Source organism: Microbacterium sp. AC026, from assembly GCF_979258475.1.
The window spans coordinates 3,581,523-3,599,603 of the sequence record NZ_OZ409857.1; the positions used below are offsets into that span (position 1 = coordinate 3,581,523).

At 67.7% G+C, this 18,081-nt stretch carries 15 protein-coding genes and 5 pseudogenes; all 20 read left to right on the forward strand.

Annotated elements, in window-relative coordinates:
- The first annotated feature begins 4 nt into the window (after positions 1-4).
- On the forward strand, positions 5-376 hold the full coding sequence (locus tag ACZZ93_RS18175) for a DUF3040 domain-containing protein (protein ID WP_053096778.1): 372 nt from the start codon (positions 5-7) through the stop codon (positions 374-376).
- Between the two features lie 279 nt (positions 377-655).
- Positions 656-1,087 carry a division/cell wall cluster transcriptional repressor MraZ gene (gene mraZ, locus ACZZ93_RS18180; protein WP_053096776.1) on the forward strand — a complete coding sequence of 144 codons (432 nt, stop codon included), beginning with the start codon at positions 656-658 and terminating at the stop codon, positions 1,085-1,087.
- A gap of 117 nt (positions 1,088-1,204) precedes the next feature.
- Positions 1,205-2,142 (forward strand): annotated as a pseudogene (rsmH, locus tag ACZZ93_RS18185) (16S rRNA (cytosine(1402)-N(4))-methyltransferase RsmH).
- Positions 2,139-2,714: a cell division protein FtsL gene (gene ftsL / locus ACZZ93_RS18190; RefSeq protein WP_053096773.1), complete on the forward strand. Its 576-nt coding sequence runs from the start codon at positions 2,139-2,141 to the stop codon at positions 2,712-2,714. The pseudogene rsmH and the gene ftsL overlap by 4 nt, the downstream one beginning before the upstream one ends.
- Positions 2,715-2,978: 264 nt before the next feature.
- A pseudogene (locus tag ACZZ93_RS18195) lies at positions 2,979-3,911 on the forward strand (penicillin-binding transpeptidase domain-containing protein); the annotation flags it as partial.
- 59 nt (positions 3,912-3,970) lie between these two features.
- The gene (locus ACZZ93_RS18200; protein WP_463511771.1) at positions 3,971-4,534 is read left to right on the forward strand and encodes a penicillin-binding transpeptidase domain-containing protein; all 564 of its coding nucleotides are present in this window, start codon (positions 3,971-3,973) and stop codon (positions 4,532-4,534) included.
- A 28-nt stretch (positions 4,535-4,562) separates the two neighbouring features.
- A pseudogene (locus ACZZ93_RS18205) lies at positions 4,563-5,974 on the forward strand (UDP-N-acetylmuramoyl-tripeptide--D-alanyl-D-alanine ligase).
- Positions 5,971-7,082 (forward strand): annotated as a pseudogene (gene mraY / locus ACZZ93_RS18210) (phospho-N-acetylmuramoyl-pentapeptide-transferase). The pseudogenes ACZZ93_RS18205 and mraY overlap by 4 nt, the downstream one beginning before the upstream one ends.
- A pseudogene (murD, locus tag ACZZ93_RS18215) lies at positions 7,072-8,609 on the forward strand (UDP-N-acetylmuramoyl-L-alanine--D-glutamate ligase). Before mraY ends, murD begins: the two co-directional pseudogenes overlap by 11 nt.
- Positions 8,578-9,816 carry a putative lipid II flippase FtsW gene (ftsW, locus tag ACZZ93_RS18220; RefSeq protein ID WP_053096763.1) on the forward strand — a complete coding sequence of 413 codons (1,239 nt, stop codon included), beginning with the start codon at positions 8,578-8,580 and terminating at the stop codon, positions 9,814-9,816. Before murD ends, ftsW begins: the two are co-directional and overlap by 32 nt.
- The gene (locus ACZZ93_RS18225) at positions 9,813-10,889 is read left to right on the forward strand and encodes a UDP-N-acetylglucosamine--N-acetylmuramyl-(pentapeptide) pyrophosphoryl-undecaprenol N-acetylglucosamine transferase (protein ID WP_053096761.1); all 1,077 of its coding nucleotides are present in this window, start codon (positions 9,813-9,815) and stop codon (positions 10,887-10,889) included. The genes ftsW and ACZZ93_RS18225 overlap by 4 nt, the downstream gene beginning before the upstream one ends.
- A gap of 64 nt (positions 10,890-10,953) precedes the next feature.
- Positions 10,954-12,351 (forward strand): UDP-N-acetylmuramate--L-alanine ligase, encoded by a 1,398-nt coding sequence (gene murC / locus ACZZ93_RS18230; RefSeq protein WP_053096759.1) that lies wholly within the window; start codon positions 10,954-10,956, stop codon positions 12,349-12,351.
- A gap of 3 nt (positions 12,352-12,354) precedes the next feature.
- Positions 12,355-13,302 carry a cell division protein FtsQ/DivIB gene (locus ACZZ93_RS18235; protein ID WP_447647591.1) on the forward strand — a complete coding sequence of 316 codons (948 nt, stop codon included), beginning with the start codon at positions 12,355-12,357 and terminating at the stop codon, positions 13,300-13,302.
- 175 nt (positions 13,303-13,477) lie between these two features.
- Complete coding sequence (gene ftsZ, locus ACZZ93_RS18240) at positions 13,478-14,629, forward strand: cell division protein FtsZ (protein ID WP_463511709.1); 1,152 nt, start codon at positions 13,478-13,480, stop codon at positions 14,627-14,629.
- Entirely contained in the window at positions 14,626-15,330 is a 705-nt protein-coding gene (locus ACZZ93_RS18245) for a YggS family pyridoxal phosphate-dependent enzyme (RefSeq protein ID WP_056278955.1), read from the forward strand. Before ftsZ ends, ACZZ93_RS18245 begins: the two co-directional genes overlap by 4 nt.
- A gap of 43 nt (positions 15,331-15,373) precedes the next feature.
- Positions 15,374-15,838: a cell division protein SepF gene (locus ACZZ93_RS18250; protein WP_053096751.1), complete on the forward strand. Its 465-nt coding sequence runs from the start codon at positions 15,374-15,376 to the stop codon at positions 15,836-15,838.
- A gap of 3 nt (positions 15,839-15,841) precedes the next feature.
- Positions 15,842-16,141, forward strand: coding sequence for a YggT family protein (locus ACZZ93_RS18255; RefSeq protein WP_053096749.1), 300 nt, complete (start codon positions 15,842-15,844; stop codon positions 16,139-16,141).
- Positions 16,142-16,293: 152 nt separating this feature from the next.
- The gene (locus tag ACZZ93_RS18260; protein ID WP_053096747.1) at positions 16,294-16,902 is read left to right on the forward strand and encodes a DivIVA domain-containing protein; all 609 of its coding nucleotides are present in this window, start codon (positions 16,294-16,296) and stop codon (positions 16,900-16,902) included.
- 51 nt (positions 16,903-16,953) lie between these two features.
- Positions 16,954-17,544: a signal peptidase II gene (lspA, locus tag ACZZ93_RS18265; protein ID WP_463511772.1), complete on the forward strand. Its 591-nt coding sequence runs from the start codon at positions 16,954-16,956 to the stop codon at positions 17,542-17,544.
- Between the two features lie 2 nt (positions 17,545-17,546).
- The coding region (locus tag ACZZ93_RS18270; RefSeq protein ID WP_463511710.1) for a pseudouridine synthase at positions 17,547-18,081 on the forward strand (535 nt) is incomplete at its 3' end.

Below are 18,081 nucleotides of genomic sequence, written 5' to 3' on the forward strand. Positions count from 1 at the left end.
CGAAATGCCACTCTCCGAACAGGAGCAGCGTCTGCTCGACGAGATGGAACGCCATCTCCTCCACAACGACGCCGATGTCGTCACTGCGCCGTCTGGTGACCGCGCTCTCAGCTACCGCAACCTCGTGTACGGAGCCCTTCTGCTCCTCGCCGGTGTGGGTGGGTTGATCGTCGGAGTCGTCCTCGGGGACGTCTGGGGAGTCGTGGTCGGAGTGATCGGATTCGCCGCCATGCTCGGCGGCGTCATGATCGCTGTGACCCCCGTCCGCAAGCCCCTCTCCGCTGCACCCCGCGAACGCGCGGCGAAGCAGCAGAGCTCAGCGTCCTTCATGGATCGCATGAACGATCGATGGGACCGCCGCCAAGACGGCAACTGACCCACACACCTTCACGAAGGCCCGGATGCTCTGAGCATCCGGGCCTTCGTGCGTTCGGACCCGTATGCCGGCCCGGGGCTGCGTCGTGATGCCGGGCTCCGTCCTCCACTCGCGCTCCACCATCCTCCACCACCCTTGAGCCGCGGAAATCCGCGGCTCTTTGTCGTACGCGCACTCACAGGAGCGGTCTGGACAGGGATTGATCGTAGGTTTGTGGAGGAAAGTGGAGTAAAGTGGGGCGCACCTTGAGTTGGCCGGACGGAGAGGGGGTGATGGCTGATGTTGCTGGGAACGCATTCTCCGAAGTTGGACGACAAAGGACGGGTCATCCTTCCTGCGAAGTTCCGCGAAGACCTCGGTGGCGGCATCGTCGTCACCCGAGGGCAGGAACGCTGCCTCTACGTCTTCAGCACGGCCGAGTTCGAGACGATGCACGAGCGGATCCGCCAGGCGCCGCTCGCGAACAAGCAGGCGCGTGACTTCATGCGCCTGTTCCTCTCCGGTGCGAGTGCGGAGATGCCCGACAGTCAGAACCGCATCACCATCCCCGTGCACCTCCGTCAATACGCGGGGCTGCAGAAGGAGCTCATCGTCACCGGAGTCGGCGCCCACGCCGAGATCTGGGATGCGGAGAGCTGGAACACCTACCTCGCAGCAGGCGAGGAGACCTACGCAGATCTCGAGCAGGAGGTGATTCCGGGCCTCTTCTGACCACGGCTGTGATGCCCCGCCGCTCCTGCCCCGACACACTTCCCCGGTGCCGGGTCGTGAAGCGGAGGGGGATCAGGGCCCTGGTCACCGAGATACAGAGATCACCCGAGAAAGATCATGAACCTCCGCGACATCCACACCCCCGTACTCCTCGAACGCTGCGTCGAGCTTCTCGCCCCTGCGCTGCAGGCGGACGGAGCGGTGCTCGTCGATGCCACCCTCGGCATGGGCGGTCACTCCGAAGCGCTGCTCGAGCGGTTCCCGAACATCCGCCTCGTCGGCCTCGATCGCGACACCGACGCTCTGCGCATCGCGGGGAGCGTCTCGCTCGTTTCCGTGATCGGGTGACGCTGGTGCACACGGTCTATGACGAGATCGGACTGCACGCTCAGGGCGCCTCGGGCATCCTCTTCGACCTGGGAGTCTCGTCGCTGCAGCTCGATGAAGCCGAACGCGGCTTCGCCTACTCGAAGGATGCGCCGCTGGACATGCGGATGGATCAGACGAAGGGCGTGACGGCCGCCGAGGTGATCGCGACCTACACCGAAGGCAACCTGCGTCGCATCTTCGAGCGCTATGGCGAGGAGAAGCTCGCGGGACGCTATGCGCGCTTCATCATCGCCGCACGCGAGAAGAAGCCGATCACGCGCTCCGGCGAACTCGTCGAGATCCTCCAGGCGGCGACGCCCGCAGCTGCTCAGCGGGCCGGGCACCCGGCCAAGCGCGTCTTCCAGGCGCTGCGGATCGAAGTGAACACCGAACTCAACGTACTCGCGGATGCGATTCCCGCAGCCATGGATGCGCTCGCGGTCGGCGGACGCATCGTGGTGATGTCATACCAGTCTCTCGAGGACCGACTCGTGAAGCAGGCCTTCGCCGCCGGTGCGGCCTCCACCGCACCGCGGGGACTCCCCGTCGAGCTGCCGGAGCACGCGCCGCGGTTCCGCATCATCACCAAGGGTGCGGAGCTCGCCGACGACGCCGAACGGGCTCGCAATCCCCGCGCCATCCCCGTCCGACTGCGTGCCGCAGAGAAAGTGCGTGAGAGCTCATGAGTCTGAACGTCGCAGCGCCGAGGCCGAGGGCGCTCCCCGAGGCACCCGAACGCGCACCTCGTCGGCGTCTCGAGCCGGTGACGGGAACCCCCGTCCGCCGCAAGCCGAAGCTCGCCTACGCGCTGGTGGCGCTCGCAGGAGCCATGGCCATCGGAGGCGTGCAGATCGGCCTCTCGCTGGCGATCACCCAGGACTCCTTCGTGCTGGCAGGGCTCACGTCGCAGCAGCACGAACTGGATCTGCGGACGAACGCCCTGCAGGAGGATCTCACCGGGATGAGCTCACCCCAGTCGCTCGCCGCCAGTGCCGCATCCCTGGGCATGGTCGTGGCAGGGGCCCCGTCCTACCTCCGCCTGAGCGATGGAGCCGTCTTCGGCCAGGGAACCGGCGCGACCGGCTCGTCGACCATCGATCCGAACGGCGCCGGCGCGGTGAGCAACTCTCTGCTGAACGACGTGCCGGTGAACGCCTCCACGGCAGACGACCCCGCGCCCGACGGAGCGGCCGGGCACTCTGCGCAGGAGCTTCCGCCGGCGATCACCGACGGACTCCCGAGCCCCAGCACTCGCTAGACGACCACACCCACCATCGAGACCTGACGGAGAGAGTCCATGACGACACGAGCCACCCGGACACCCCGGCGACGCACGGTCGTCGCTCTCGCGGTGATCCTGGCGATCCTGGCCGCCTTCGTCGTGCGGCTCGTCGACATCCAGGTGGTGAAGGCCGACGAGCACGTCGCACAGTCGCTCGAGTTCATCGCGCACCGCACCGCGATTCCCGGTGAACGCGGCTCGGTGGTCGACAGCGACGGATCCGTGCTGGCCGAGAGCGTCATGGTCTACGACGCGCAGCTCAGCCCCCAGGTCATCCGCCTTCTGGAGGAGGACGAGAAGAACCCGCCGCCACTGCCCTGGGCTGAGGCGTCGACGCGCATCGCCGAGATCATGGGGCTGGATGCGGACGAGCTGCGTGCCGATGTCGCCGCTGCCCTCGCCGAGAACCCCGATTCGCAGTACCTGCCGCTGGTCAAGGGCCTCAGCACCGAGAAGTACATCGAGCTGCGCGACCTCAAGGTCGGCTCGTATCTCGTGATGAAGCCGCGCGAGGTCAGGGTCTACCCGAACGGCGCCGTGGCGGGAAACCTGCTCGGATACCTCGACGGGACCGGCACTGCGCAGGCCGGCATCGAGAAGATGGACGAGAAGTGCCTCGCCCCCACGGACGGCGAGGAGTCGTACCGCACCGGCAAGAACTCCGTCGTCATCCCCGGCAGTGAGAGCAGGGTGGACGCGGTCGACGGCGGCACCGTGCAGCTCACGATCAACAGCGACCTGCAGTGGTACATGCAGCAGATGATCGCCGAAGAGGCGCAGGCCCAGGGCGCCAAGGGCGGCACCGTCACCGTGGTCGAGGTGGGCACCGGAAAGATCCGCGCCGCGGCCGAATGGCCGACCATGGACCCGAACGATCTCGACGCCTCAGCGCCCGAGACGTGGGTGAGCAAGCTCTTCACCTACCCGTTCGAGCCGGGATCGACGTTCAAGGCCGTGACGGCCGCTGCGGTGATGGAGAACGGCGGTGTGACGATGACGAGTCCCACGGTGTCGGCCTCCTCGCACGAGAAGTTCGACAACGGCGCCGTGATCAACGACGCGTTCGTGCACCCGACCTTCCAGTACACCCTCGCCGGCGCGCTCATCGATTCATCGAACGTCGCGCTGTCGAAGTTCGGCACGATGGTGAGCCCGGACGTCCGTCACGACTACCTCGAGCGCTTCGGCGTCGGCGAGACGACGATCGGCTTCCCCAGTGAGACCTCGGGGAGATCCACCCCACGAGCGAGTGGGACAACCAGTCGCTCTACACCACCACGTTCGGTCAGTACTTCACGGTCACGGCGCCCCAGCTCGCCGGTGCCTACCAGGCGATCGCCAACGGCGGCGAGAAGATCGGTCTCTCGCTGATCGAGTCCTGCACGGCCGCTGACGGCACGGTGGTCACGCCGGGTGCTCCCGAGTCCGAGCAGATCATCAAGCCCCAGACCGCGGCCGACCTCACGCGGATGCTCGAGAACGTGGCCGTCCAGGGCGGCAACGCCGACCGCATCCAGGTTCCCGGCTACCGGGTGACCAGCAAGACGGGTACCGCGCAGATCCCGGACGGCAAGGGCGGCTACAAGTCGGGCGTCTACTACACGAGCATGGTGGGCTTCGCGCCGGTCGACGATCCGCAGTACGTCGTGGTGGTGACTCTCGACGAGCCGACTAGAGTTACATCGTCTGCTGCTACCGCTTCTGCCTTCCAGAAGGCGATGACCCAGACCATGAAGACCTACCGCGTGATGCCGTCCTCCAGCCCGATGGACGCACTGCTTCCGAAGTTCGAATAGACGGCGCCCCGCCGCGCCTGGAGACGTCATGATCGCCCTGTCGCTTGCTGAGATCGCCGCCGTCCTCGGGGTGATCTCCGCCTCGCCGGTTCTGCCACCGCCGACACCGTCATCGACGGTGTCGTGGACACGGACTCGCGCACCATGGCCCCCGGCTCCGTGTTCGTCGCGAAGCCGGGCGCGGAGACGGACGGACACCGGTTCGTCGGCGCTGCGCTGGCTGCGGGGGCAGCGCTCGCGATCGTCGAGCACCCGGTCGACGAGGAGATCACCCAGATCGTCGTCCCTGACGTCATCGTCGCCCTCGCCGATCTCGCCCGCGAGGTCGTCGCCCGCGTTCGCGCAGCCGGAGACCTCAAGATCGTCGGGATCACGGGGTCGAACGGCAAGACGACGACGAAGAACTTCCTCGCCCGCATCCTCTCCGACGAAGGCGGGACGATCGCCCCCATCAACTCGTACAACAACGAGGTGGGCGCGCCCGTCACCATGCTGCGCATCACGTACGGCACGCGGTTCCTCGTCAGCGAGTTCGGAGCCGACGGGCCCGGCAGCATCGCCCGCCTCGCCGGACTCGTCGAGCCGGACGTCGCTGTGGTGCTGATGGTCGGCATGGCGCACGCGGGCGGCTTCGGCGGCATCGAGGCGACGGCCAAGGCCAAGTCCGAGCTCGTCGCCGCCGCGAGGCCCACGGGTACGGCGGTGCTCAACGTCGACGACTCACGCGTCGCGGCGATGGGCGCGCTCGCGACGTCCCGCGGGATGCGGGTCGTCGGCTTCGGTCAGAGCGACGCGGCCGATGTCCAGGCGCACGACCTCGAGGTCACGGCATCCGGCACCTCGTGTGTCATCGAAGCGGCGGGGGAGCGTCTTCCGCTCCGCCTGCAGGTGCTCGGCGCCCACCACGTCGGCAACGCCCTGGCGGCCATCGCCGCCGCGGGCGTTCTCGGGGTGTCGACGGCCGACGCGATCGACCGTCTCGAGACGGTCGAGATCGCGGAGCGCTGGCGTATGCAGCCCATGGGCAGCGACCGCGTGCGCATCATCAACGACGCCTACAACGCCAGCCCGGACTCGATGGCCGCAGCCCTGCGGACTCTCGCGCAGATCACCGGTCCCGGCGAGCGGACGGTCGCCGTGCTCGGCGCCATGAGCGAGCTCGGCGAGACCGCGGGCGAGGAGCACGACCGGATCGGTCTGCTCGCCGTGCGTCTGAACATCCAGCGCATCGTCGTGGTCGGCCCCGAGGCCCGCCGCCTCTTCATCTCCGCGATCGGCGAAGGGTCCTGGGACAGCGAGGCCGTGTTCTTCGCTGACCAGGATGCCGCGTTCGAGTACCTGCGCTCCGAACTCCGCGACGGCGACCGGGTGCTCGTGAAGTCCTCCAATTCCGTAGGGCTCCGGCACCTCGGCGATCGTCTGGGAGAATTGTTCTCGTGAGATCTCTCATCATGGCGGCGGCCATATCGCTCGCCTTCACTCTTTTCTTACTCCCGTCTTCCTCCGGCTCTTCCGGAAGTGGGGCTGGGGCCAGGTCATCCGCACCCCGGAGGCCATCGAGAACCCGAACCACGAAGCCAAACGCGGCACGCCGACCATGGGCGGTGTCATCTTCATCGTCGGCACGATGGTCGGCTACTTCACGGCCACGTACGTCGGAGGCGGAACTCCCGCGCTGTCCGCGCTTCTCGTGATCTGGCTCATGGTCGGCTTCGGCGCAGTGGGCTTCATCGACGACTACATGAAGGTGCGCAGTCAGCGCAGCCTCGGGCTCTCGGGGTGGCGCAAGATCATCGGGCAGCTCGTCGTGATGATCCCGTTCGGCATCGTCGCGCTGAACTTCCCGAACGCCTTCGATCAGACTCCGGCATCCGGCTCGATCTCGCTCTTCCGCGACATCCCGTGGTTGAACCTGTTCGCGTTCACCGCGATCCTCGGCTGGGCGCTCTATCTGCTGTGGATCTCGATCATCGGCGTCGCGACCTCGAACAGCGTCAACCTCACCGACGGGCTCGACGGTCTCGCAGCCGGCGCCGGGGTCATCGTCGTGGGGGCTTACAGCCTGATCGCGTTCTGGCAGTTCAAGCAGTCGTGCGTGGGCGAGGGGGTCGAGACCGCCGCGCTCGGCGGATGCTACGAGGTCCGCGACCCGTTCAGCCTGGCGATCATCGCGGCCTCCTTCGCCTCGAGCCTGATCGGCTTCCTGTGGTGGAACGCTCCCAAGGCGAAGGTCTTCATGGGCGATGTCGGCTCGATGGCGATCGGAGGCGTCATCACCGCGATGGCGATCCTCACCCGCACCGAGCTGCTGCTGTTCGTGATCGCCGGCGTCTTCGTCCTCGCCTCCGGATCGGTGATCCTGCAGCGCGCCTACTTCAAGATCACGCGCGGAAAGCGACTCTTCCTGATGAGTCCGTTCCACCATCATCTCGAGATGCGCGGATGGTCCGAGGTCACGATCGTGGTCCGCATGTGGATCATCGCGGGCCTGCTCGCGATCTCGGCAGTCGGACTCTTCTACGTGGAGTGGCTGACTCGTGTCGACTGACGAGAGGCTCGCGACGCTGACGAGCTGGAACGCCGACTGGTCGGGCCTGCGCGTCGCCGTTCTCGGACTGTCCATGACCGGCTTCTCGGTGGCGGACACGCTCACCGAACTCGGTGCGGACGTCCTGGTGCTGACCGAGTCGGCGGAGGAGGAGTATGCCAAGCTCCTGCCCGTGATCGGTGCTCGTCTGGAGCTGGGAACGCTGGACAGGGTCCCTGAAGCTCTGACCGAGTTCGCGCCGGAGGTCATCATCGCCTCGCCGGGATTCCCTCCCTCGCACACCGTGATCCGCTGGGCGCAAGATGCCGGCATCGCGCTCTGGGGCGATGTCGAACTCGCCTGGCGCCTGCGCGACAAGGTGGCCCGCGCCGACGGCTCCCCGGCTGACTGGGTGCTCATCACGGGCACCAACGGCAAGACGACGACGACGCAGCTGACCGCGTCGCTCCTCGTCGAGGAGGTCTGCGTGCGGCGCCGTGCGGCAACATCGGCGTGCCCGTTCTCGACGCGGTCCGCGACCCCGCCGGTTTCGACGTGCTCGTCGTCGAGCTCTCCAGCCACCAGCTCTGGTACCTCGGACTCTCCGAGACCGAAGGCGAGCTGTATCCGCACGCCTCGGTGTGCCTGAACCTCGCGGACGACCACCTGGTGTGGCACGGCAGTGCGCAGGCGTACCGCGATGCGAAGGCCCTGGTGTACCGCAACACGAGAGTCGCCTGCGTCTACAACAAGGCCGACGAGGCGACCAGGCTCATGGTCGAGGACGCCGAGGTGGTCGAGGGTGCCCGCGCGATCGGATTCGATCTCGGCATCCCCGGCCCCAGCGATGTCGGCGTGGTGGAGGGGCTGCTCGTCGATCGTGCGTTCTTGGACGACCGGGCCAGCAGCGCACTCGAGCTCACGACCGTCGCCGACCTCAGAGAAGCCGGCCTGGCCGCCCCGCACATCGTGCAGAACATCCTGGCGGCGAGTGCGCTCGCTCGTTCTCTCGGCGTCGAGCCGCGCGCCATCCACTCGGCTCTGCAGTCGTTCCGTCTCGACGAGCATCGGATCCAGGTCATCGCCCGCCATCGCGGCATCACCTGGGTCGACGACTCCAAGGCCACCAACCCCCACGCTGCCGCGTCATCGCTCCGCGCATACCCCGGTGCGGTCTGGGTGGTCGGCGGCGACCTGAAGGGCGTCGACATCGGCGAGCTGGTCGCCACGGCCGGGACCACCGCCCGGGCGGCGGTCGTCATCGGAGTCCAGCGCTCAGCCGTCGTCGCCGCATTCGAGCGACACGCGCCGGGGGTTCCGGTGTTCGAGGTGGATGCTGGCGAGACTGGTCAGGTCATGAATCGCGTCGTGGAGATCGCCGCGGGAATCGTCGATGGCGAGGGAACAGTCCTGCTGGCCCCCGCCGCCGCGTCCTTCGATCAGTTCTCCAGTTACGCGGATCGAGGACACCGCTTCGCCGAAGCGGTGCGGGACTGGATAGACCGGGGGAGCACCGATGACGCAGGTCGAACGCCCCCCGCGCTCTGATCCCGGCAGCACCGGCTCCCGCGGTCTCGCGGCGAGAGTGTCGCTCGGGCGTCGTTTCACCCCGGTGTCGACCGAGTTCCTGATGATCGCATCGGCTGCGCTGATGCTGACGATCTTCGGCCTCGTGATGGTGCTCTCGGCGACGAGCGCGACCGCGGTCTCGAAGGGTGAGAATCCGATGGACGGCGCGCTTCGGCAGGGCATCTTCGCCGTGCTCGGCGTGCCGCTGATGTTCCTGATCTCCCGACTCCCGATCACGTTCCTCAAGCGCATGGCGTGGCCGGCACTGTTCGGATCCATCGCGCTCCAGCTGCTGGTCTTCACCCCGCTCGGCATCGAGGACGGCGGAAACCGCAACTGGATCATGATCGCCGGGTTCACCCTGCAGCCGTCGGAGTTCCTCAAGCTCGCCCTCGCGCTGTGGATCGGCTACGTCCTGATGCGCAAGCAGACCATGCTCGGCACCTGGCATCAGGTCTTCATCCCCGTGGTGCCCGTGGGAGCCCTGGCGATCGGGACGGTGATCGCCGGCAAGGACCTCGGCACCGCGATGGTGCTGGTCATCATCCTGCTCGGCTGCCTCTTCTTCTCGGGGGTGAAGCTCCGGCTGTTCATCCTGCCGGTGCTGCTCGGCGTCGTCGCCGTCATCGCGCTGGCCGTCACGAGCCCTGACCGCATGCGTCGCATCACGGCGACGTGCTCCGACATGTCGGCGTACACCGGCGACTGCTACCAGTCGATCCACGGGATCTGGGGAATGGCGTCCGGAGGAATCTTCGGCGTGGGGCTGGGCAACTCGCAGGAGAAGTACGGCTGGCTGCCCGCCGCCGGCAACGACTTCATCTTCGCCATCGTCGGCGAAGAGCTCGGCCTGATCGGCTGCATCGTCGTGCTGGCCCTCTTCACGCTGTTCACCATCGGTGCCTTCCACATCATCCGCAAGACCGCCGATCCGTTCATCCGGGTCGCAGCCGGCGGGATCACCGTCTGGATCACCGGTCAGGCCGTGTTCAACATCGGCGTCGTGATCGGACTGTTCCCCGTCATGGGAGTGCCGCTGCCGTTCATGTCGCAGGGAGGCACGGCTCTCCTCGCCGTCCTCATCGCGTGCGGAGTGCTGCTGTCGTTCGCGCGCACGATCCCCGTCGCCGAGGGTCGTTCGGCGGCACGGACTCCTTCAGCAGGGCGGGGTAAGGTCACACGGTGACCACGTACCTTCTCGCCGGCGGTGGAACCGCCGGTCACGTCAACCCCCTGCTCGCCGTCGCCGATGCGCTGCGCGCCAGGGACGCCGATGCCTCGATCCTGGTGCTCGGAACGGCCGAGGGACTCGAGTCCCGACTCGTGCCGGCTCGAGGGTATGAACTCCTCATCGTCGACAAGGTGCCGTTCCCGCGGCGGCCCGACAAGCAGGCAGCTTTGTTCCCCGCCAGGTTCCGCCGCGCCGTCGCCCAGGTCCGCGATCACATCCGCGCTCACCGCGTCGACGTCGTCGTGGGCTTCGGGGGCTATGCCTCCGCCCCGGCCTACGTGGCAGCAGGCCGTGAGCGCGTGCCGTTCGTCGTGCACGAGGCCAACGCGAAGCCGGGCCTCGCGAACGTGCTGGGTGCTCGACGCGCCGCGGCCACGGGAGTCGCATTCGCCGGAACCCCTCTGCGCGGCGGCGAGGTGGTCGGCATGCCGCTGCGTCGAGAGGTCATCGAGCTCGACCGCGCGGCCTCTCGCGATGAGGCCGCCGCGCACTTCGGGCTCGACCCGGCGCGCCCGGTCCTTCTCGTCTTCGGCGGGTCGCTGGGGGCCCAGAGGCTGAACGAGGCCATCGCAGACTCCTGGGGCGACATCCTGGCCGCCGACTGGCAGCTGCTGCACGTCACGGGCGAACGCAGTGATCTGGCCGACCCCGAGGTGCCGGGATACACCATGCGCCGATACGTCGACCGGATGGACCTCGCCTTCGCGCTCGCCGACCTCATCGTCTCCCGTTCCGGCGCAGCCACCGTGAGCGAGATCAGCGCCCTGGGGATCCCCGCGCTGTACGTGCCGTACTCCGTCGGCAACGGGGAGCAGCGACTGAACGCGGCGTCCGCCGTGGCAGCCGGGGCCGCTCGTCTTCTCGACGACGCCACCTTCGACGGCGACGCGGTGCGCCGCCTCGTGATCCCCGTCATGAACGATCCGCAGCAGCTCACGGCCATGCAGTCCGCCGCCGAGCAGGTGGGCACCCGCACCGGCACGGAGAACGTCGTCGCACTCGTGGATCGCGCCCTCCGGTCCTCCTGATCTCACCGTCGACACGGCTCCTCGACGCCGAATCGTCCTCACCGAAAAGTAGACTGAAACCGACATGATCAGACCTGACCTCTCCCTCCCGATCCCCGAGTCGATCTCCTCCGCGCACTTCATCGGCATCGGCGGATCCGGCATGAGCGGCCTCGCCAAGATGTTCCTCGACGCGGGGATCCGCGTCTCGGGAAGCGATCGAGCCGACAGCGACAACCTGCGCGCACTCGCGGCCGCCGGAGCGGATGTGCACGTCGGGCACGACGCGGCGCATCTCGGCGATGCCGACACGGTCGTCCACACCGGAGCGATCTGGCCGGAGAACCCCGAGTTCGTCACGGCGAAGCAGCGCGGGCTGCACGTGATCCACCGCTCGCAGGCCTTGCACTGGCTGATCGGATCGCGTCGACTGGTCTCCGTGGCCGGCGCGCACGGCAAGACGACGTCGACGGGCATGATCGTGACCGCGCTGCAGCAGCTCGGAGCCGACCCGAACTTCGTCAACGGCGGCGTGATCGAGCAGCTCGGCGTCTCGAGCGCCACCGGATCGGGTGAGCTCTTCGTGATCGAGGCGGATGAGTCCGACGGCACGTTCCTGCTCTACGACACGGCTGTCGCGCTGATCACCAATGTCGACCCCGATCACCTCGACCACTACGGGTCCGACGACGCGTTCCACGACGCGTTCGTGCGGTTCGCCGACGCGGCCACGGAGGCGGTCGTGATCTCCAGCGACGACGCCGGCGCCCTGCGAGTGGGAGCGGGGCTCTCGCACCCGAACGTCGTGACGTTCGGGCAGGCGGAGGACGCCGATGTCAGGGTGACCGACATCGTGGCGGCCGGGCCCGTCTCGGCCACCGTCAGCTCCGGAGCCGAGAGCGTGCGCCTCCAGCTCGCCGTGCCCGGCGTGCACAACGCCATCAACGCGGCAGGCGCCATCGCGGTCCTCCTCTCGGTGGGCTTCGGCCTGACCGAGTCCGCCAAGGCCGTCGAGGGCTTCGCCGGCACGGTCCGCCGCCTCGAGCAGCACGGCGTCGAGCGCGGCGTCACCGTCTACGACGACTACTCCCACCACCCGACCGAGGTGCGGGCGGCTCTCGAGGCGATGCGATCGATCGCCGGCACGGGCAGGATCATCGCGATCCAGCAGCCCCACACCTACTCGCGAACGCAGCACATGTTCCGCGAGTTCGCGGACGTGCTGGAGACGTATGCAGACCACACGGTCGTGCTCGACGTCTACGGTGCTCGCGAGGATCCGGTCCCGGGCGTCACGGGAGAGCTCGTGAGCGGGGCGTTCCACGACCCGTCGCACGTCCACTTCGTCGCCGACTGGCAGCAGGCAGCCGATTACACGGCGTCCGTCGCTCGCGACGGCGATTTCGTCGTCACGCTCGGCTGCGGCAACGTCTACCAGATCATCCCGCAGGTGCTCGAGTCTCTGCGGACCACCGAGGTCTGACGCATGCGTCGTCCGCCTCCGCTTCCCACGCCTCCCGCGGGCACCGCGGAGGACACGCCCAGGCGACGGGAGGGTCCGGCGACGCGAGGGCGCGCGCGGGACGTCGAGCAGGACGAACGCACAGGTCCGCAGGCCGCGGCGGTCGGCCTCGACTCCGACGTCCGTGCGGACATCGACGGGGATGCCGGGGTGCGGCCGACATCGACGCGGGACGTCTGGCGGGCGGCGCGAGCGAGACGCAAGGCGCTGCGGGCCGAGATCCGACGGTTCACGCAGCGCTCCCGACGGCGTCGCATCATCTGGCTGAGCGCGGTCGGTGCTGTCGTCCTGCTGATCGGTGGCACCACCGCCGCGGCGTACAGCCCGCTGTTCGCCGTGGAGAAGATCACGGTCGTGGGCGCGACGACGCTGGATGCCGCGGCGGTGGAGGCCGCCCTCGGCGAGCAGGTGGGCACCCCCTTGGCGCTGGTCGACTCGAGCGAGGTCAAGGCCGCGCTGCTGGGATTCCCGCTGATCGAGACCTATGCGCTCGAGGCGAAGCCGCCGCACGATCTCACGGTGCGGATCGTCGAGCGCACGCCGGTCGGCGTGATCCGCTCGGATGCGGGCTATACGCTCGTCGACGCCGCGGGCGTCGCGCTGGCGACGACCTCCGATCAGCCGGCGGGACAGCCGGTGCTCGACATCGACGGAGGCACCGACTCGGTCGCCTTCGAGAGTGCGGGTCTCGTGGTGCGCTCCGTGCCCGCTGATCTGCGCGCGCTGCTCACCGGAGTGCGGGCCACGACAGCTGATGACGTGACGTTGACGCTCAGCAGCGGGCTGACGGTCGTCTGGGGCAGCTCGGATGACTCCCCGATGAAGAGCGAAGTGCTCACGAAGACGCTGCTCAGCAATCCTGAGGCGTCGACGATCGATGTCACATCGCCGCATGCGGTGGTCGTGGGCTGAGGTTTCGACGGCAAACGGGCGACACGCCCGTGTCGCTGCGTGTGCGCGGGGACGTGACGCTTACCTTCGAACAAGAGAAACCAATACCGGGAAATACTTTACACCTCTAGTTGAGGTTTAAGGTTCGGCCCGCGGAATCTCACCCCAGACAGGCTCGACTATTCGGAGGCCGGCCATGAGCCAGAACCAGAACTACCTCGCCGTGATCAAGGTCGTCGGCGTCGGCGGTGGCGGCGTCAACGCCGTCAACCGCATGATCGATCTCGGGCTCCGCGGAGTCGAGTTCATCGCAGTGAACACCGACGCGCAGGCGCTGCTCATGAGCGATGCCGACGTCAAGCTCGATGTCGGTCGCGAGCTCACTCGCGGACTCGGCGCCGGCGCTGACCCCGAGGTCGGCCGTCGCGCCGCCGAGGATCACGCCGAGGAGATCGAGCAGGCGCTCACCGGTGCCGACATGGTCTTCGTGACGGCAGGCGAGGGCGGTGGAACGGGAACGGGTGGAGCCCCCGTCGTCGCGCGCATCGCGAAGTCGATCGGCGCACTGACCATCGGCGTCGTGACGAAGCCCTTCTCGTTCGAAGGCCGTCGTCGTCAGAGCCAGGCTGAAGCCGGTGTGGTGAAGCTGAAGGAAGAAGTCGACACCCTCATCGTGGTGCCGAACGACCGTCTGCTCGAGATCAGCGATCGCGGCATCTCGATGATCGAGGCCTTCGCGACCGCAGACCAGGTGCTCCTCGCCGGTGTCCAGGGCATCACCGACCTCATCACGACTCCCGGTCTCATCAACCTCGACTTCGCCGACGTCAAGTCGGTCATGCAGGGCGCCGGTTCGGCACTGATGGGAATCGGATCGGCACGCGGTGCCGACCGTGCCATCAAGGCCGCCGAACTCGCGGTCGAGTCGCCGCTCCTCGAGGCCAGCATCGAGGGTGCTCACGGAGTCCTGCTCTCGATCCAGGGTGGTTCGAACCTCGGCATCTTCGAGATCCACGACGCTGCGGACCTCGTGAAGGAAGCCGCGCACCCCGAGGCCAACATCATCTTCGGTACGGTCATCGACGACACGCTCGGCGACGAGGTGCGTGTCACCGTGATCGCGGCCGGCTTCGACAGCGGTGAGCCTTCGCTGCGCCTCGACCCCATGGTCGTCTCGCGGCCCGCCGCGGCCAGCACGCTGCCCGAGGTGGCGCTCTCGAACGACGAGGAGAGCAAGCTCGCTGCCGAGGCGCCCGCGCCCGAGAAGCCGCAGCAGCGCGTCCCGGCGACGAGCATCGAGCCTGCTTTCGCGGACGACGACATCGACATCCCCGAATTCCTGAAGTGACGCAGGCGCAGGGCCAGGCCGGGTCCGGTCTGGCAGCGCGGCTGTCGGCGATCGATCATCGGATCGCCGACGCCGCGCGCCTGGCCGGCAGGGACCCGGCGGAGATCTCCCGCATCGTCGTGACCAAGTTCCACCCGTCGTCGCTCGTTCGCGAGCTGCACGCGCTGGGTGTGCGCGACGTGGGGGAGAACCGCCAGCAGGAGCTCTCGTCGAAGACCGCCGAGCTGACGGACCTCGACCTCCGGTGGCACTTCATCGGGCAGGCGCAGACCAATAAGGCCGGTGCGATCCGCCGCAGCGCGGATGCCGTGCACTCGGTAGACCGCGACCGGCTGGCCGACGCACTGCATCGGGCGGCCGACGGGGATGACCTTCTCGACGTGCTCGTGCAGGTCAATCTCACCGATGATCACGGACGCGGCGGCGTCGCGCCCGCCGAGGCGGCCTCTCTCGCCGAGCACATCATGACGCTGCCCTCGCTGCGGCTTCGCGGTGTGATGGCGGTCGCGCCGCTCGATGAGGAACCCGCTTCCGCGTTCGCGCGCCTGCACTCGATCGCAGAGAGCGTGCGCGCCGTCGAGCCGTCGGCGACCTGGATGTCCGCAGGGATGACGGGCGATTTCGTCGAGGCCATCGAGGCCGGCGCGACACACCTGCGGATCGGCTCCGCAATCACGGGACCCCGCCCCGACCGGGGTTAACCTGTGAACAGACCAACCCGACACGTTCGAACCGGAGGACACGATGGGTAACCCGCTGAAGAAGACCATGGTGTATCTCGGCCTCGCTGACGAGGAAGAGGTCTACGAGGAGGAGCCGACCCCGGCCCGCTCGCACCGCGAGCGCGAACGCGAGGAGCCCGCTCCCGCGCCCGTGACCCCGCTACGGCGCCCCGTCGCCGTGCGCCAGCCCGCAGGAGGGGCAGTGAACGAGATCCTCACCGTGCACCCGAAGCAGTATCGCGATGCTCAGCTCATCGCGGAGAGCTTCCGCGAAGGTGTGCCGGTCATCATCAATCTCTCGCAGATGAGCGACGCAGACGCCCGCCGTCTGATCGATTTCGCCTCCGGACTCTCGCTCGGCCTGTACGGCCGCATCGAGCGGGTCACGTCGAAGGTCTTCCTCCTGTCGCCGGAGAACATCGCGGTCTCGGGTCACGGGGGAATCGCGCACGCGGACGCCGAGTCCGCGGGCTTCGACCAGTCGTAGACCGTGGGGTTCGTCGTCTCCATCGTCGCCAGCATCGTACATCTGGCTTTGCTGCTGTACCTGCTGGTGCTCTTCGCCCGACTCATTCTCAGCTACATCCCGATGTTCAATCGGGAGTGGCGACCGAAGGGCGCCGGACTCGTCGCGGCTGAGCTCGTCTACACGGTGACCGATCCGCCCGTCCGGTTCTTCCGGCGGATCATCCCTCCTCTGCGAATCGGCTCGCTCTCTCTGGATTTCGGCTTCTCGATCACCATCCTGATCGTGCTGATCCTGATGAGTGTCGTCCGAAGCTTCATCTGAGACCCCTGGGACTTCGGCGCTCTGGAGTGTCGCGGGATCGCGACTGACAGGCTCGGGGACTATGCTTGGCTCCCAGGTGCGCGCCCCGGGTTCGCGCCGAATCTCGACCACGCCATTCCAAACTGGCAACCGAACTCATCGAAGGAGCCACCATGGCACTTACCCCGGATGACGTCGTCACCAAGCAGTTCCAGCACGTCCGCTTCAAGGACGGCTTCGACCCGGACGAGGTCGACGACTTCCTCGACGAGATCGTCATCGAGTGGCGCAAGGCCCTCGAAGAGAACGTCGAACTCAAGGCCAAGCTGGCCGCGTACGAGTCCGGCGATGCACCGGCCGCTCCCGCAGCCGCTGCAGAGGCACCCGCCGCCGTGGTCGAAGAGGCTCCTGCGCCTGCTGCTGCCGCTCCCGCGGAGCCCGCTCCGTCGGGTTCGGCGACTGCGACCGCCGGCATCATCGAGCTCGCTCAGCGCCTTCACGACGAGCACGTCGCCGAGGGTGAGGCCAAGCGCGCCCAGCTCATCGCCGAGGCCGAAGGCGAGGTCAACCGCATCCGCACGGAGGCCGAGGCCAAGCAGCGCGAAGAGTCGGCTCGTCTCGAGCGCGAGCGCAACGCCCTCGAGGCCCGGATCACCGAGCTCCGCAACTTCGAGCGCGATTACCGCTCGCAGCTGCGCGGCTACATCGAGGGTCAGCTCCGCGATCTCGACGAGAAGTCGGCGTCGACGGACTCGACTCCGGTTTCCGCGATCGGACTGTAGGTCGTCCTTTTGCCAGGACGCCGTCCCCTTCGTCGGTCGGCGGCCGGCGCGATAGTTGCGGTTCTCGCAGCGATCGTGCTGGCCGCCGATCAGTTTGTGAAGTACCTCACGACCGAGAACCTGCCGCTCCAGCAGCCGGTGCCGGTGCTCGGTGAGTTCCTTCAGCTGTACTACGTGCGCAACCCCGGCGCAGCGTTCTCGCTCGGATCCGATGTCACATGGATCTTCACCATCGCTCTGGCGGTGGTGGCCGGTGTGATCGTGTGGAAGGCCCTGGGTCTTCAGTCACGCCTCTGGGCCGTCGTCCTGGGCTGCCTGCTCGGTGGAGTGCTCGGAAACCTCACCGATCGTCTCTTCCGCGATCCTGGTTTCCCCATGGGGCACGTGGTCGACATGATCTCGATGCCGTGGATGATGCCGGCGATCTTCAACGTCGCCGACATCTTCATCGTCACCGGGATGATCTCGGTCGCGCTGCTCGTCGTGCTGGGACTCCGCTTCGACGGCACCCGGGAGCGTGACCACGCTCCTGTGGAGACCGATGACGAAGCCGAGGCTGCCGCGTTGGCCGAGGAGACCGGAGGCCACACCTCTCGCCCGGGTACCGCCTCTCCGGATGCCGCCGCCGCGGACGGACGCTGAGCATGGAATTCCGCACCCTCCCCGTTCCTGACGGGCTGGACGGGACGCGCGTCGACGCGGCACTCGCGAAGATGCTGGGCTTCTCGCGCACCTTCGCCGCCGAGGTCGCCTCGGCGGGCGGCGTGCGCGTCGACGGGGTGACGCTCGACAAGTCCGATCGCCTGCGCGGCGGAGGGTGGCTCGAGGTGGAGTGGCAGCCGAAGGAGGAGCCGCGGATCATCCCGATCGCGGTTCCGGAACTCGGAATCGTCTACGACGATGACGACATCGTCGTGGTCGACAAGCCCACGGGCGTCGCCGCTCATCCCTCGCTCGGATGGGAGGGGCCGACCGTCGTCGGCGCTCTCGCAGCGGCGGGGTTCCGGGTCGCCACCAGTGGCGCTCCGGAGCGGCAGGGGATCGTGCATCGTCTGGATGTCGGCACCAGCGGGCTCATGGTCGTCGCCAAGAGCGAGACGGCGTACTCGTCGCTGAAGCACGCGTTCAAGGAGCGCACGGTGGAGAAGATCTATCACGCCGTCGTCCAGGGGCACCCCG

Excerpts from the sequence above, each read along its gene's own strand:
- ACZZ93_RS18175 (WP_053096778.1), top strand. The coding sequence starts at position 5 with ATGCCACTCTCCGAACAGGAGCAGCGTCTGCTCGACGAGATGGAACGC.
- mraZ (WP_053096776.1), top strand. The coding sequence starts at position 656 with ATGTTGCTGGGAACGCATTCTCCGAAGTTGGACGACAAAGGACGGGTC.
- ftsL (WP_053096773.1), top strand. The coding sequence starts at position 2,139 with ATGAGTCTGAACGTCGCAGCGCCGAGGCCGAGGGCGCTCCCCGAGGCA.
- ftsW (WP_053096763.1), top strand. The coding sequence starts at position 8,578 with ATGACGCAGGTCGAACGCCCCCCGCGCTCTGATCCCGGCAGCACCGGC.
- murC (WP_053096759.1), top strand. The coding sequence starts at position 10,954 with ATGATCAGACCTGACCTCTCCCTCCCGATCCCCGAGTCGATCTCCTCC.
- ACZZ93_RS18235 (WP_447647591.1), top strand. The coding sequence starts at position 12,355 with ATGCGTCGTCCGCCTCCGCTTCCCACGCCTCCCGCGGGCACCGCGGAG.
- ftsZ (WP_463511709.1), top strand. The coding sequence starts at position 13,478 with ATGAGCCAGAACCAGAACTACCTCGCCGTGATCAAGGTCGTCGGCGTC.
- ACZZ93_RS18250 (WP_053096751.1), top strand. The coding sequence starts at position 15,374 with ATGGGTAACCCGCTGAAGAAGACCATGGTGTATCTCGGCCTCGCTGAC.
- ACZZ93_RS18260 (WP_053096747.1), top strand. The coding sequence starts at position 16,294 with ATGGCACTTACCCCGGATGACGTCGTCACCAAGCAGTTCCAGCACGTC.